This window comes from Pseudomonas sp. FW300-N2A2 (assembly GCF_017351735.1).
GTDB lineage: Bacteria > Pseudomonadota > Gammaproteobacteria > Pseudomonadales > Pseudomonadaceae > Aquipseudomonas > Aquipseudomonas migulae.
Genome location: NZ_JACNDU010000001.1, coordinates 415,368 through 429,814, shown reverse-complemented (window position 1 = coordinate 429,814; position 14,447 = coordinate 415,368). Strand labels below are relative to the sequence as shown.

Genomic DNA, 14,447 nt, shown 5'->3' with positions numbered 1-14,447 from the left:
ATACCAGAACAACCGCATGGGGCAAACACAATTATTGCCCCCCCACAATCAAATGTTGGAGCGAGCCTGCTCGCGATTGCGGTTCAACATTCAACAGCTATGTTGACTGACACTCCGCTATCGCGAGCAGGCTCGCTCCCACAGGGGACAGGTGTCAGACGCGCAGGGTGCGGGTCATGCGCAACGCCAGCAGGCTGCCGCAGACAATCACGCCCGCCAGCAAGTACAACGCGGCATCGGTCGAGCCAGTAGTGTCCTTGACCCAGCCGACCAGGTACGGGCTGAGGAAGCCGGCCATCTGGCCCATCGAGTTGATCAACGCCAGGCCACCGGCAGCCGCGCCGGCGCTCAGCAGTGCGGTCGGCACCGGCCAGAACATCGGCAGGCCAGTGAGGGCGCCCATGGTGGCGATCGTCAGGCCAAGGATGGCGATGGCTGGCGTGGTGGCGAAGTTCACGGCAATCAGCAGGCCCACTGCACCCATCAACATGGGCACCACCAAATGCCAGCGACGTTCTTTGCGCAAGTCCGCCGAGCGGCCGACCATCAACATGAACACGGCCGCCAGCAGGTACGGGATCGCACTCAGCCAGCCGATCACCAGGTTATCGTTGAAACCCAGGTTCTTGATGATCGACGGCAGCCAGAAGTTGATCGCGTAGACCCCGCTCTGGATGCAGAAGTAGATCAAGCCGAACGCCCAGATCGCCGGGTTCTTGAACACCGCCAGCAGCGAGTCGGTGGTGGTTTTCGGTTTGTTGGCCAGGTCTTCAGCGTGGTCGGCTTCCAGCACCGAGCGTTCGAACGGCGTGAGCCATTTGGCGTTGGCGTAACTGTCGCTCAGCAGGAAGTAGGCGAGGGCGCCGAGGATCACGGTCGGGATGCCTTGCAGCAGGAACATCCACTGCCAGCCGGCCAGGCCACCCTGGCCCGCAGCGAAGTGATTGAGGATCCAGCCGGAAAACGGGCTGCCGAGCAGGCCGGACACCGGGATCGCCGACATGAACAGTGCCATGATGCGGCCACGGCGGAAGGTCGGGAACCACTGCGAGAGGTACAACACCACGCCCGGGAAGAACCCGGCTTCGGCCGCGCCGGTGAACAGGCGCAAGGTGTAGAACTCGGTCGGGGTGGTGACGAACAGCAGGCAGGTCGACAGCGTGCCCCAGGTGATCATCATCAGCGCGATCCAGCGGCGCGGGCCGAATTTGGTCAGCGCCAGGTTGCTCGGTACGCCGCACAGCACGTAGCCGATAAAGAAGATCCCGGCGCCGAGGCCGTACACGGTTTCACTGAATTTCAGCGCGTCGAGCATCTGCAGCTTGGCAAATCCAACGTTCACCCGGTCGAGGTAGTTGAACAGGTAGCAGATGAAGATGAAGGGGATCAAACGCAGGGTAATGCGTTTGTAGACGGCATTTTTTTCGTCAACGATGGCCTGGGTAGCGGCGGCGCTCTGTGACATGGCGGGCTCTCTCTTTATTATGATTTTTTGCGATGCAAAGGGTAACGTTGATCGCCCTGAGAGTCTCGACCACCCTCAGGGCTGCTGTCTTTGTGCCTGAGCACAGGGTTTGCAACCAAGCCCTGTGCGGGTGAACAACCGCGCTTTGAAGGACCACCACAATGTTCGAACTCGATCACGACCTGGCCCAGGACATCGTCGACCGGGCGATGGCCATCCTGCCTTACAACGTCAACGTCATGGACAGCCAGGGGTTGATTCTCGGCAGTGGTGAACCGGAGCGGGTCAACACCCGGCACGAAGGCGCGCAACTGGTGCTGGCCAACGGGCGGGTGGTGGAAATCGATGCTCAAACCGCTATCCACCTCAAGGGCGTACAACCGGGTATCAACCTGCCGCTGTTGCTCGATCAACGGCTGATTGGTGTGCTCGGCATCACCGGCGAACCCGAACAATTGCGCACCTACGCCGAACTGGTGCGCATGACCGCCGAGATGCTGGTGGGCCAGCGCAATCAGCAGGCCGAACAGCAATGGCGGCGCCAGCGTTGCGATGATTTGCTGGCGTTGCTGCTCAGCGAGGCAGGGGATTCGCCGCGCTTGATCGATGAGGCGCAACAGCTTGGGCTTAAACCGCAACTGACGCGGGTGCCGTATTTGTTCGAGCTGGGAATGGAGCACGGTCCGGGGCAAACCGTCGACGCACTCAGCGCCTGGCTGACCTCGCGCTACCCGGACAGTTGGTGCGTGAGTTCGGCCAAGTCGTCGTTGCTGTGGTGCCGGCCGGCCAACCAGGCGATCGAGAACGACCGCTTGCTGGAAAAGCTCGACGGCCTCGGCTGGAATATCTTGCGCATCGCCGTGGGCGGGCAAGCCGATGGCTTGTCGGGCTTGCGTCGTTGCTATCGGCGGGTCGGCGACTTGCTGGCCTATGGGCGCGATGTACTGCCGCATTCACGTCTGCTGACGCTGACCCGTTATCGATTGCCGGTGATGCTCTGGCGCCATCGCAACGATGATGCGCTGGACGAATTGCTCAAGCCCTTGCGCAAAGTCATCGCCAAGGACGGCAACGGCCAATTGCTGGCGACGTTGCGCAGTTGGTGCGATCACGACGGCCAGAGCCAGGCCTGCGCCGATGCGCTGGGCATTCACCGCAACAGCCTGCGTTACCGGATGGAGCGGATTGCCGAGCTCAGCGGCGTCGACCCGTTGCGCCTCGATGGCATGCTCGCGCTGTACCTCGGCGTGCAGCTACTCCCACAAACCGAAACAACACCGCCCCTGTAGGAGCCGGCTTGCTGGCGATCCACTTAACGCGGTGTTCCTGATCCACCGCGTCGTACGCAATCGCCAGCAAGCCGGCTCCTACAGGGGATGCGTAAACCTGTCGTTTTGTGAAAATGAACAATAATCCTCCGTGCCACTTGTGCAGCGGACCGGCGTTATTGTTCAGGCCGGCTGGCAGCATGGGGGCATTGGAACTGGAGAATTCGCATGAAAATCGTCATCGCCCCCGATTCGTTCAAGGACAGCCTCAGCGCACAAGGCGTGGCCGATGCCATTGCCCTTGGTCTGGTTGAAGTCTGGCCCGATGCGCAACTGGTCAAATGCCCGATGGCCGATGGGGGCGAAGGCACGGTCGAGTCGATTCTGGCCGCCTGCGAAGGTCAACTCCGTCGCACCCGCGTCAAAGGGCCGCTGGGCACAACGGTCGACGCCGCGTGGGGCTGGTTGCCCCAGAGCCTCACCGCCATCATCGAGATGGCCGAGGCCAGCGGCCTGCAACTCGTTCCGCCGGGGCAACGCGATGCGTGCATCAGCAGCACCTTCGGCACCGGTGAGTTGATCCGCGCGGCACTCGACGCCGGGGCGCAACGGGTGATCCTGGCGATTGGCGGCAGCGCCACCAACGACGGCGGCGCGGGGGCGATGCAAGCGCTGGGCGTGAAACTGCTCGATGCACAAGGCCAAACCCTGGCGCCCGGCGGATTGGCACTGGCGCAACTGGCGCGCATTGATCTCAGTGACATCGATCCACGTCTGACCGACGTGCGCTTCGACATCGCCGCCGACGTCAACAATCCACTGTGCGGCCCCCACGGTGCCTCTGCGATTTTCGGTCCGCAAAAAGGCGCAACGCCTGCGCAGGTCGAGCAGCTGGATCGCGCCCTCGGGCACTTCGCCGGGCTTTGCGCCCAGGTCCTCGGCAATGACGTGCGTGACGAGCCGGGCAGTGGCGCGGCGGGTGGCCTGGGGTTTGCCGCCAAGGCCTTCCTGGGCGCGCAGTTCAAGGCCGGGGTTGAAGTGGTCGCGGAATTGGTCGGCCTGGCCGATGCGGTCAAGGGCGCCGATCTGGTGATCACCGGCGAAGGCCGCTTCGATGCGCAAACCCTGCGCGGCAAGACACCGTTTGGTGTCGCACGCATCGCCGGGCAACACGGCGTACCGGTCATCGTCATCGCCGGCACCTTGGGCGAGGGCTATCAGGCCCTGTACGAACATGGCATCGACGCCGCGTTTGCCTTGGCGAGCGGGCCGATGACCCTGGAGCAGGCGTGTACCGAGGCGCCACGGTTGTTGCGTGAGCGGGCGAGCGACATCGCCCGGGTCTGGCGTATCGCCAAACGCCAATCCTGAATTCTCCCCACACCTTGTAGGAGCCAGCTTGCTGGCGATAGCGGTGGGTCAGCCAACCCGTTTATTGACTGGACGGACGCAATCGCCAGCAAGCTGGCTCCTACAAGGTTTGTGTGGTTCTTGAGTGTTTCACGGATGAAACACTCGTAATCCCTTGAAATATATTTCGCAAATCCCCGCAAAAATCCTCAACCCCAGCCGATACAGATATCAGGCGCACACAAACCTATTACAACAGTGGCGCCAGCCTGAGCGGTGCGCCTCAATGCCCGCCCGCCAGTGATCACGGCAAGGACGCTCGAAGACTCAATCACCCGAGTATCGTCCTATGTCCCTGCGTAATCTGAACATCGCGCCTCGAGCTTTCCTGGGTTTTGCCTTCATTGCCTTGCTGGTCATCGTGCTGGGTGTATTTGCCGTGAGCCGCATGACGACCATTCGCCAGGCCTCGGTCGACATGGAGACGACGCAACTGCCCAGCATCGGGTTTTTGGGCAACATGACGGAAAACGTCCTGCGCATGCGCATCCTCTCGTTCCGGGTGTTGGTCAACCGCGAACCCGCCGCGTTGCAGGAAGCCCAGACTCGCATCAGCGTCCTCACCGACAAGCTGCGCAGCGCTCAGGCCAGCTACGCAGCCTTGCCCGCCCAGCCAGAAGAAGCCGCGCTGTACAAGACGTTCACCGCCACCCTCGACACCTACATGCAAGCGCAGAACCAGATGATGGAGCTGTCGCGGCAGAACAAGCTGGATGAGATGCGCACCCTGATCAATACGCGGATCAAGGACGGCACCGACCAGATGGGCGAGCAGCTCAATAAACTGGTGGCACTCAACACCACCGATGCCAAGACCGCATCGGCCGAAGCGGGCGAACACTACAGCAATGCCATCACCGGCATCGTGGTCGTTGCGGTGATTGCCGCACTGATGACCGTGTTGCTGGCCTGGCTGTTGACCCGCAGCATCGTCACCCCGCTGAACCGTGCATTGCAGGCTGCTGAAACCATTGCGGGCGGCAACCTGCGCAACGTCATTGAAGTCGATGGCAAGGATGAACCGGCACGTTTGCTCGGCGCCTTGTCCGCGATGCAAGCCAGTTTGCGCAAAACCATCGAGCAAATCGCCGGTTCCGCCACGCAGCTGGGCGCCGCCGCCGAAGAGCTGAGCACGGTCACGCAAGAAGCGTCCCGCGGTCTGCAACAGCAAAACAATGAAATCGAACAAGCCGCCACAGCAGTCAACGAAATGACCGCCGCCGTGGAAGAAGTGGCGCGCAACGCCGTGTCGACTTCCGAAGCCTCGAACCAGTCGACCCAGGCTGCTCGTGAAGGTCGCGACCGCGTGGTGGAAACCGTCGATGCGATCCAGACCATGACCCACGACGTGCAGAACACCTCGCTGATGATCGAAGGCCTGGCCGCTCAGGGCCGGGACATCGGCAAGGTGCTGGACGTGATTCGCGCCATTGCCGAGCAGACCAACCTGCTGGCACTGAACGCCGCGATTGAAGCGGCCCGTGCCGGTGAAGCCGGGCGTGGTTTTGCGGTGGTGGCGGACGAGGTGCGGGCGCTGGCGCATCGCACGGCGCAATCGACTCAGGAAATCGAGAAGATGGTCGCCGGCATCCAGAACGGTACGGGGGAGGCGGTGTCTTCGATGCAGCAAAGCAATCAGCGCACCCACAGCACCCTGGAAATGGCCCGAGCCGCCGGTGTCGCGCTGGAGCAGATCACCCAATCGATCCATCTGATCAACGAACGCAACCTGGTGATCGCCAGCGCGTCCGAAGAGCAGGCGCAGGTGTCCCGTGAAGTTGACCGCAACCTGGTGAACATCCGCGACCTGGCGACCCAGTCCGCTGCCGGGGCCAATCAGACTAGCGCTGCCACCCACGAACTGTCGCGCCTGGCCGTTGATTTGAATGCCATGGTGGCGCGTTTCGTGATTTGAGATAGGGTTGAGACTAGGAACACGCGCGATTGGAGAAATACATGCGCTATTCAGCCTTGACCCAACGAATTGCCGGAGACGGCGCTGCGGCCTGGCAGATTCATTACCGAGCTTTGGAATTACGAGAGCAGGGCGTTGATGTGTTGCTGTTGTCGGTGGGCGATCCGGACTTCGATACGCCGCGCCCCATCGTCCAGGCGTGCATTGACAGCCTGCTGGCTGGCGACACGCATTACTCGCAAGTGCGCGGCAGTCGCGGGCTACGCGACAGCATCGTCAACCGTCACCGGCGTTGCAGCGGTCAGGAGGTCGATGCGGATCAGGTGATTGTGACGCCCGGCGCTCAGTGCGGGGTGTATTCGGTCGTGCAATGCCTGCTCGATCCGGGCGATGAAGTGATCGTCGCCGAACCGATGTACGTGACTTATGAAGGCGTGTTCGGCGCTTGCGGGGCGAAAGCGGTGCCGGTGGCGGTGCGTCCGGAGAACGGCTTTCGCGTCGATCCGGCGGATGTCGCGGCGCTGATCACGCCGAAAACCCGCGCGCTTTTGCTCAACAGTCCGAACAACCCTTCCGGTGCCAGTCTGTCGCTGAAGATCTGGCAGGAACTGGCGTCGCTGTGTATTCGGCACAACCTGTGGCTGATCAGTGACGAGGTTTACAGCGATCTGTTGTACGAGGGCGAGCACATCAGCCCGGCCAGCCTGCCCGGCATGGCCGAGCGCACCGCGACGCTCAACAGCCTGTCGAAATCCCACGCCATGAGCGGCTGGCGGGTCGGTTGGGTGATCGGGCCCAAACCCTTGATTGACCATCTGGAACATCTGTCGTTGTGCATGCTGTTCGGCATTCCAGACTTTGTGCAGAAGGCGGCGCAAGTTGCGCTGGAGGGTGATCTGCCGGAAGTGGCGATGATGCGCGAAGAATACCGTCAACGCCGTGACCTGGTGTGCGCGAGCCTGAGTGCGTGCCCGGGGGTGCGGGCGGTACGGCCGGATGGCGGGATGTTTGTGATGGTCGATGTGCGCCAGACCGGGTTGTCTGCCCAGCACTTCGCCGAGCGGCTGCTGGAGGGCTATGGCGTTTCGGTGCTGGCCGGTGAAGCGTTCGGGCCGAGCGCGGCGGGGCACATCCGGATCGGGTTGGTGGTGGATCAACGGAAACTGGCGGATGCGTGTCGGCGGATTGCGTTGTGTGCGGCGGATCTTCTGGAAGCGCGCCGGGCCTGACAGATTTGTGTTGGCAATGCCGGCCCCTTCGCGGGCAAGCCTCGCTCCTACAGGTGCTGCGTAATCCCGTAGGAGCGAGGCTTGCCCGCGAAGACTGACTTGCAGGCGCCGAATCTCTTAATCCTTCCACGCCCGCGTATTCACCAGATTCTTCGGCCGCTCACCCGCCAACGCTGCCAGCAGATTGTCCACCGCACACGTCGCCATCGCTTCGCGCGTTTCATGGGTCGCCGAGCCAATGTGCGGCGTCGCCACCACGTTGTTCAGTTGCAACAGCGGCGAGTCCGGGTTCAGCGGTTCGCGTTCGAACACATCCAGCCCCGCTGCGCGAATCTGCCCGGAACGCAACGCTTCGATCAGCGCCGTTTCGTCCACCACTTTGCCCCGTGAAATGTTGATGAAGATCGTCTCTGGACGCATCAGCGCAAACTGTTCAGCACCGATCAGCCCCTCGGTTTCCACTGTCAGCGGCAATGTCAGGCAAACGAAATCGGCCTGCTGCAACAGCTCCGGCAGGCTGCGGTATTGCGCATTGAAGCGCTGTTCCACCGCCGGTTTCGGCGAGTGGCTGTGATAGATCACCGGCATGCCGAAACCGAAATGCCCGCGTTGGGCCAACGCTTCGCCGATTCGCCCCATGCCAATGATGCCCAGGGTTTTGCCGTGCACATCGCTGCCGAAATGCACGGGGCCGATGTTGCGGTTCCACTGGCCGGCACGAACCATGTTCGCCAGTTCCACCACGCGCCGGGCCGTCGCGAGGATCAGCGCAAAACCGGTGTCGGCGGTGGTTTCGGTGAGCACGTCCGGGGTGTTGCTGAGCAGGATTCGCCGCTCGGTCAGGTAGTCGATGTCGTAGTTGTCGACGCCCACCGAAACGCTGGCGATGGCGCGCAGATTCGGCGCCAGATCCAGCAGGCCCGCGTCCAGTTTCAGACTGGCACCGAGCAACCCGTGAGCGCGGGGCAAGGCCTCGCGCAGTAGCGCCAGGCCATCGGCGTCGAGGTTGTCGATCAGCGTCACGTCGGTCTGCTCATGCAGGCGAGCCATCAGCAACGGTGAGAGTTTCTTGTACAGCACGACCTGCTTTTTCATCGTATTCATCTCTGCATCAATTCAAGGATGGGCGGCGGTCGGGCGTGTTTGCGCAACCGCAGGACGTTCCCGGTCGCTGGCGCCGGGCTTGAGGAGAATCGTCAGCACCACCGAAAACATCAGCGCGCCGCTCATCAGCAGGTACGACGCGCCCGGCGAACCGGTGGAGCTGTTCAGGTAACCGACCAGATAAGAGCCGCCAAACGAGCCGAGCGCGCCCATGCTGTTGATCAACGCCATGGCGCCACCGGCGACGTTGGCCGGGAGGATTTCCGGGATGATCGCGAAGAACGGTCCGTAAGGCGCGTACATGCAGGCCCCGGCAATCACCAGCAAGGTGTACGACCACCAGAAATGTTCGGCGCCCAGCGCGTATGAACCGTAGAACGCAATCGAGGCGATCAGCAGCGGCGGCCAGACAAAGCGTTTGCGCTTTTGCAGTTTGTCCGAGCCCCAGGACACCAGCAGCATGCCGATCACCGCCGCCAGATACGGCAGCGCCGACAGCCAGCCGGCTTCGACCATGTCCATTTGCGCGCCGGCCTTGAGGATCGACGGCAGCCACAGCACGAAGCCGTAGACGCCAATGCTCCAGCAGAAAAATTGCAGGGCCAGGATGATCACTTTTGGCGAGCGGAAGGCTTCGGCGTAGTTCTTCACTGCCTTGATGCCCACCTGTTCGGCGGCGAGGGCGCTTTCCAGATCGTGCTTTTCGGCGTCGCTGAGCCACTTGGCCTGGGCCGGACGATCATCCGCCAGACGCCACCAGATAAACGCCCAGAGCACTGCCGGCAAACCTTCGATGATAAACATCCAGCGCCAGCTGTAATGCTGCACCAGATAGCCCGACACCACCGACATCCAGAGCATGGTCACCGGGTTGCCGAGGATCAGGAAAGTGTTGGCCCGCGAGCGCTCGGCACGGGTGAACCAGTGGCACAGATAGATCAGCATCGCCGGCATCACCGCGGCTTCGACCACGCCGAGCATGAAGCGAATGACGATCAGCCAGTAGGCGTTGGAGACGATCCCGGTGAGCGTCGCCAGGCTGCCCCAGAGGATCAGGCTGACGAAAATCAGTTTCTTCACACTGTGTTTTTGCGCGTAGATCGCGCCCGGCACCTGGAAGAAAAAGTAGCCGAGGAAGAACAGTGCGCCGAGCATCGACGACAGGCCAGGCGTGATCATCAGGTCGGCGGCCATCCCGGAGGCGGCGGCGAATCCGTAGTTGGCGCGGTCCAGGTACGCCAGGCTGTAGGTGATGAATACGATGGGCATGATGTACCACCAGCGGCGGGTGGCGAGCGTTGCGGTTTTCATGAGTGGTGCTCCTGAGCTTGTTGTTTTTGTCGCAGCAGGTAACGGATTTAAATCTTCGGTGATTGAGCGGGCCTCATCGCTAGCAGGCTAGCTCCCACACTGGATCTATAGGCGACACAAATCCCCTGTGGGAGCCAGCCTGCTGGCGATAGCGGCCTCGAATTCGATGGACATCTCGGATCGGGTCGGCAACCCCTCCATATCCCCACGACTCTGTACCGCGCGGCTACCAATCCAGTTGGCGCGTTTCACGGCGTCGGCAACGCTGTGGTTTTCCAGCAGCGCGCTGATCATGCCGACGGCAAACCCGTCACCGGCACCGACCGTGTCGACCACCGTTTCCACGGGCACGCCCGCCACGAAACCGTCATCCAGATGCGTGCGGTAATACGCGCCGTGCGGGCCGAGCTTGATCGCCACCGCTTCGGCGCCCTGGTCGAGGTAAAACGCGGCGATGTCAGCCGGGTCTTCATAGCCGGTCAGCAAACGACCTTCGCTCAAACCCGGCAGCACCCAGTCGGCGAGGGCGGCGAGGCGGTTGATTTCGCTGATCATCTGTTGCGTGCTGGCCCAAAGGCTCGGGCGCAGGTTCGGGTCGAAGGACACACTGCGACCGGCTTCACGCATGCGCGTCATCAGTTCGAAAGACATCTGTCGCGCCGTTTCCGACAGCGCCGGAGGAATGCCGGTGGCGTGCAAGTGCCGCGCCTTGAGCAGTTCGGGGATGATCGACTGCGGCGACAAATGACTCGCCGCCGAACCGCGCCGAAAGTACTCGACCCTGGGATCGTCGCCATCGTCGGTACGTGACTTGAGCTGAAACCCGGTCGGGTGTGCGGCATCGAGGGCAACGTTACTGCAATCCAGGCCTTCCTTTTTCAAGGTGTCGATCACGAAGCGCCCCAGAGAGTCGTCGCCGACCCGGCTCAGCCACGCCACCTTGAACCCCAGTCGCGATAAACCGATGGCGACGTTGCTGTCGGCCCCGGCAATGCGTTTGTGGAAGTGGTCGACGTTGGCGAGGTCGCCATTTTGATCGGCGACAAACATCGCCATGGTTTCGCCGAACGACAGGATATCGATCTCAGACATGAGCGCTCTCCAGGCGTGCTTGCCCCAAGTGGGCGAGGGCGGCGACATGCTCGGTGGTGAGCTGCACCAGGTCATCGGCTTGCAGCGGATATTCCGCGGCCCGCATCACGCCTTGGGCCATGTGCCGCAGCAGTTGTTCCCACGAATGCAGGTCGCTGGCAGCAGGCGGCATGGCGACCAGTTTGCCATCGGCCCGGCGTGACACGGCTTTGCAGTGCACGTAGCCAACGTGGCGCCCGAGCAGGCGCGCAGCGCTGCTGGCGGACTGGTCCTGCCAGTGCCAGTTGCCGATGTCGAAGGTCATTTTGATCGGCAGATTGTGTTGCTCGACCGCTGCGAAAAAACGCTGGAACGGTTCGATACGACCACCGTGCAGGGTCTGATCGTTTTCCACCAGCAGTTGCACGGCGCTTTTGCCCTGGATCCGGGCGAGGGTTTGCAGGTCGCTGGTGTCGGTGAAGTAACCGAGGGACACCTTCAGCCATTTGGCACCGAAGGCCTGGGCGCGTTGCAGGGCGGTGATCAGTTGCGGATTGGGTTTCGACTGGCCGGCCAGCCACAGTTCCATCGGCGAGGAATACACGCTTTCGAGGCCTTGCGCCTGGGTGGCATCGGCCAGTTGGGCGGGGTCTTCAACGGTCAGCAGTTCTTCGCGCCATTCGATGTGGCTGGCGCCCGCAGCGGCGAGGATATCGATGAAATGGCCTTGACCGCGCTGGCGGACGAGGTCGGCGCCGTAGCTGGAGAGGCTGATGGAAACGGGTGGTTTATGCATTGTCATGGACCTCTGAAACCGGTTTCATTTTTGTTCAAAAAAAAGGATGAGGTTTTGTGGTGATCTTTTGGGCCCCTTCGCGGGCAAGCCTCGCTCCTACAGAGGTATCGCGAGCCTCTGTAGGAGCGAGGCTTGCCCGCGAAGGGGCCGAAACATTCACCGAGAATTTCCCAGGGTCGACCCACGCACAATCAACCGCGCCGAAAAATCCATCGTCCGCACCGGCCCGTCATCTCCGCGCAAACGCTTGAGCAAGCATTCAAACGCACTCGCGCCCATCTCGGTCGTCGGTTGGGCGAGGGCGGTGATGCCGCTGCCCACCAGCGGGTACCAATCCAGATCATCGAGGGCGATCAAGCCGACATCCTCGAACAACGTGCACTGCAATTCGCGCAACGCATGGGTCGCGGCCAGCGCCGCAATCCCGTTCGCGCAGAACAGCGCCTTCGGGCCGGGGCCGGGTGTATCGAGAAAAGTCTTGAGGTTTGCGGTGAGGTCACTGCCGGTTTCGATCATCGTTCCGCGCAGCGCCGAACGCCGGGCAATCTGTGCCTTGAAACTGCTGACTCGTTCGATCCGTGAACTGGTGCCGTCAAACGGTTCGGTGACCAGCAGCACATCGCGGTATCCGCGTTCTTCAAGGTGGGCGATGGCGATCTCGACCGCTGCCGGATTGTCCAGCCCGACCATGTCACTTTCGAGGTGCTCGACCTTGCGGTCCACCAGCACCAGCGGCATCTCTCGATGCAGTTCCTGCAATTCGTCGCGGTGGTGGCCGAGGGTGTTAACGATCAGCCCTTCGATGTTGTACGAGCGGAGCAGGGCCAGGTGCTGGCATTCCTGCTCGTCATCGCGGTCGGTGTTGCACACCACCAGGCTGTAGCCGTGTTGACGGCAGGCGGTTTCCACCCCGTGCATCACGGCAATCGAATAAGGGTTGCGGATGTCGGCGACCAGCATGCCGATCAGGCGGGTTCGTCCACGTTTCAGACCGCGAGCCATCTGGTTCGGGCGATAGCCCAGTTCGGCAATCGACTGTTCGATGCGCAACGCAATCGCATCGGACAGCAAGGCGCGATCCTCGCCGATGAACCGCGACACGCTGGCCTTGGAGACCTTGGCGTGTTCGGCGACATCAAGCATGGTCACGCGGCTGCGCTGGGCGGCGGAGAAATCGTTCACGGTCTGAAACCTTCTTATTGGAGTTATAAGGTCCGTGCGTTTGAGATCGCACTGAAACCGGTTTCAGAAGACACCAAAAGCAAATACGCCGTCAAGCCCCGCATCGTCGATTGTCCGACAATGGCCGACGAATGGGATTCAGGCCCAAAGACTCAACCAGGCCGATCCCAACAGCAACAGGGCCATGCAGCGATTGAAGCGTTGCATTGAGCGAGGTGAGCGCAACCAGCGCGTGGAGCCCGCGCCGAGCAACGCCCAGACCCCAAGGCAGGGCAGGGAAATCAGAAAGAACGCCAGCGACAACACCATCACATGGGTCAGGCGCTGTTCACCGCCCCCGGCAAATACACTGACAACCGCCAGCGCCATCATCCAGGTTTTCGGGTTGATCAGTTGCAGGCCGGCAGCGCCCAAAAGACCGAGCCGGGCATCGGCATTTTGGGTGGTGACGGCCTCTGCCGGGGCGTTGAAAATTTGCCAGGCGAGGTAACTCAGCCAAGCCACGCCGATCCACTGCATGGCGGTTTGCACGAAGGGCCAAGCGGTCAACGACGCTCCGGCACCGCTGCCGACCAACAACACAATTGTCGCGGCGCTGGCACAGGCGCCGAAGATGATCGGCACGGCGGCCACCAAGCCGTATCGGGCACTGTTGCTCAACACCAGAATGTTGGTCGGGCCGGGCGTGATCGACGCCACGAACGCAAACAACAGGAAGGGCAGTAACGTCGGGAAAGTGGACAGCATCGCGGGCAAACTCCGGTGAAGATCTTTGAAGTCGATCTTCACAATCCCACGGTCAACTGTCTGGAAGATTTGAGCAGCGCTTGCGATACAACGCGGGCGTCAGGCCGTAGGCCCGCACGAACCAACGGCCCAGATGACTCTGGTCGGCGAACCCCAACGTCATGGCCACCGTGGCCGGTTGTTCGCCTCGGGCCAGCATTCTGCGGGCCGTGGCCAGGCGCAATTGCACCAGATAGGCGTGCGGGGCGATGCCGTAAGCAGCCTTGAACGCGCGGGTCAGGCGAAAGCGATCGACGCCCGTTGCGGCGGCCAGTTGGTCGAGGCCGATGTCCTCGTGGGCATGAGCGTGCAGATACTCCCGAGCCTTCTGCGCCACCAACGGCAATCGCGGGTCTTCGCCATAACGGGCACGCCAGTGCAGGTGAGTGGTGAGGCGTTCGAGCAGGCTGTCGAGGGCCGTCTGGCGGACGATTTTCAGCTCGCCGTTGTGCAGCGCCTGAAACGCCAGGCTGGTGGCGTGGGCCAGGCGCACGTCGGTGGCCAGGGTATTGGCGAAGCTCAATTGACTGTTGTCCGGCGCGTTGTCGAACACGGCACTGAGCTCGCGCTTCAACCACTGCGGGTCGAGGTACAGCATGCGGTAGGTGAAACCGTCTGCCGTCGGTGCTTCGCCGTCATGGATGTCACCCGGTTCGAGCAAAAACACCTTGCCCGGCGTGCTCTGGTGCCGGGCCCGCCGGCAGTTGAATTGCTGCACCCCTTGCTCGGTGACGCCCACCAGATAGCTGTCATGCCAGTGCGGATCGTAGGCGTGGCCCTCGAAATGCGCGCGCAGCGTCTCGATGCCGGTGTCGGCGTCCTGGGCCAGGTCGATCCAGTTGTGAGTGGTCATGCTGCACCTGCGAGACGGATTGCCGGGTTATTTAACGCCCGTGGCGAGGGCGATGCC

At 62.1% G+C, this 14,447-nt stretch carries 12 protein-coding genes; 4 read left to right on the top strand and 8 right to left on the bottom strand.

Features of this window, described 5'->3' with window-relative positions; genetic code table 11:
* Positions 1–154 precede the first annotated feature (154 nt).
* Positions 155–1,465: an MFS transporter gene (locus tag J4E42_RS01720; RefSeq protein ID WP_008031098.1), complete on the bottom strand. Its 1,311-nt coding sequence runs from the start codon at positions 1,463–1,465 to the stop codon at positions 155–157.
* A gap of 161 nt (positions 1,466–1,626) precedes the next feature.
* On the opposite strand from J4E42_RS01720, the gene J4E42_RS01715 reads away from it, so the two are divergent.
* From J4E42_RS01715 to J4E42_RS01700, 4 genes are all read left to right on the top strand, one after another.
* Positions 1,627–2,754 (top strand): sugar diacid recognition domain-containing protein, encoded by a 1,128-nt coding sequence (locus J4E42_RS01715; protein ID WP_008031099.1) that lies wholly within the window; start codon positions 1,627–1,629, stop codon positions 2,752–2,754.
* A gap of 207 nt (positions 2,755–2,961) precedes the next feature.
* Positions 2,962–4,104: a glycerate kinase gene (locus tag J4E42_RS01710; RefSeq protein WP_207284405.1), complete on the top strand. Its 1,143-nt coding sequence runs from the start codon at positions 2,962–2,964 to the stop codon at positions 4,102–4,104.
* Positions 4,105–4,432: 328 nt separating this feature from the next.
* Positions 4,433–6,058, top strand: a complete 1,626-nt coding sequence (locus J4E42_RS01705; RefSeq protein ID WP_008036862.1) for a methyl-accepting chemotaxis protein — start codon at positions 4,433–4,435, stop codon at positions 6,056–6,058.
* Positions 6,059–6,099: 41 nt separating this feature from the next.
* Positions 6,100–7,287 carry a pyridoxal phosphate-dependent aminotransferase gene (locus tag J4E42_RS01700; RefSeq protein ID WP_008036860.1) on the top strand — a complete coding sequence of 396 codons (1,188 nt, stop codon included), beginning with the start codon at positions 6,100–6,102 and terminating at the stop codon, positions 7,285–7,287.
* Positions 7,288–7,404: 117 nt separating this feature from the next.
* Here the strand turns inward: J4E42_RS01700 and J4E42_RS01695 are convergent, their stop codons facing one another.
* From J4E42_RS01695 to J4E42_RS01665, 7 genes are all read right to left on the bottom strand, one after another.
* Positions 7,405–8,382, bottom strand: coding sequence for an NAD(P)-dependent oxidoreductase (locus tag J4E42_RS01695; RefSeq protein ID WP_207284629.1), 978 nt, complete (start codon positions 8,380–8,382; stop codon positions 7,405–7,407).
* Between the two features lie 21 nt (positions 8,383–8,403).
* Positions 8,404–9,702 carry an MFS transporter gene (locus J4E42_RS01690; RefSeq protein WP_008036856.1) on the bottom strand — a complete coding sequence of 433 codons (1,299 nt, stop codon included), beginning with the start codon at positions 9,700–9,702 and terminating at the stop codon, positions 8,404–8,406.
* Positions 9,703–9,807: 105 nt separating this feature from the next.
* Positions 9,808–10,794 carry a sugar kinase gene (locus J4E42_RS01685; RefSeq protein WP_207284404.1) on the bottom strand — a complete coding sequence of 329 codons (987 nt, stop codon included), beginning with the start codon at positions 10,792–10,794 and terminating at the stop codon, positions 9,808–9,810.
* Complete coding sequence (locus tag J4E42_RS01680; protein WP_207284403.1) at positions 10,787–11,569, bottom strand: sugar phosphate isomerase/epimerase; 783 nt, start codon at positions 11,567–11,569, stop codon at positions 10,787–10,789. Before J4E42_RS01680 ends, J4E42_RS01685 begins: the two co-directional genes overlap by 8 nt.
* A 156-nt stretch (positions 11,570–11,725) precedes the next feature.
* Positions 11,726–12,751, bottom strand: coding sequence for a LacI family DNA-binding transcriptional regulator (locus J4E42_RS01675; protein WP_310650436.1), 1,026 nt, complete (start codon positions 12,749–12,751; stop codon positions 11,726–11,728).
* Positions 12,752–12,889: 138 nt separating this feature from the next.
* A complete protein-coding gene (locus J4E42_RS01670; protein WP_207284402.1) occupies positions 12,890–13,498 on the bottom strand; it encodes a LysE family translocator in 609 nt (202 codons plus the stop codon).
* Positions 13,499–13,550: 52 nt separating this feature from the next.
* The gene (locus J4E42_RS01665) at positions 13,551–14,390 is read right to left on the bottom strand and encodes an AraC family transcriptional regulator (RefSeq protein WP_207284401.1); all 840 of its coding nucleotides are present in this window, start codon (positions 14,388–14,390) and stop codon (positions 13,551–13,553) included.
* Between the last annotated feature and the right edge of the window lie 57 nt (positions 14,391–14,447).

What these genes read in the sequence shown, in the direction of transcription:
- J4E42_RS01720 (WP_008031098.1), bottom strand. Translation starts at nt 1,465, where the DNA reads ATGTCACAGAGCGCCGCCGCTACCCAGGCCATCGTTGACGAAAAAAAT.
- J4E42_RS01715 (WP_008031099.1), top strand. Translation starts at nt 1,627, where the DNA reads ATGTTCGAACTCGATCACGACCTGGCCCAGGACATCGTCGACCGGGCG.
- J4E42_RS01710 (WP_207284405.1), top strand. Translation starts at nt 2,962, where the DNA reads ATGAAAATCGTCATCGCCCCCGATTCGTTCAAGGACAGCCTCAGCGCA.
- J4E42_RS01705 (WP_008036862.1), top strand. Translation starts at nt 4,433, where the DNA reads ATGTCCCTGCGTAATCTGAACATCGCGCCTCGAGCTTTCCTGGGTTTT.
- J4E42_RS01700 (WP_008036860.1), top strand. Translation starts at nt 6,100, where the DNA reads ATGCGCTATTCAGCCTTGACCCAACGAATTGCCGGAGACGGCGCTGCG.
- J4E42_RS01695 (WP_207284629.1), bottom strand. Translation starts at nt 8,382, where the DNA reads ATGAAAAAGCAGGTCGTGCTGTACAAGAAACTCTCACCGTTGCTGATG.
- J4E42_RS01690 (WP_008036856.1), bottom strand. Translation starts at nt 9,702, where the DNA reads ATGAAAACCGCAACGCTCGCCACCCGCCGCTGGTGGTACATCATGCCC.
- J4E42_RS01685 (WP_207284404.1), bottom strand. Translation starts at nt 10,794, where the DNA reads ATGTCTGAGATCGATATCCTGTCGTTCGGCGAAACCATGGCGATGTTT.
- J4E42_RS01680 (WP_207284403.1), bottom strand. Translation starts at nt 11,569, where the DNA reads ATGCATAAACCACCCGTTTCCATCAGCCTCTCCAGCTACGGCGCCGAC.
- J4E42_RS01670 (WP_207284402.1), bottom strand. Translation starts at nt 13,498, where the DNA reads ATGCTGTCCACTTTCCCGACGTTACTGCCCTTCCTGTTGTTTGCGTTC.
- J4E42_RS01665 (WP_207284401.1), bottom strand. Translation starts at nt 14,390, where the DNA reads ATGACCACTCACAACTGGATCGACCTGGCCCAGGACGCCGACACCGGC.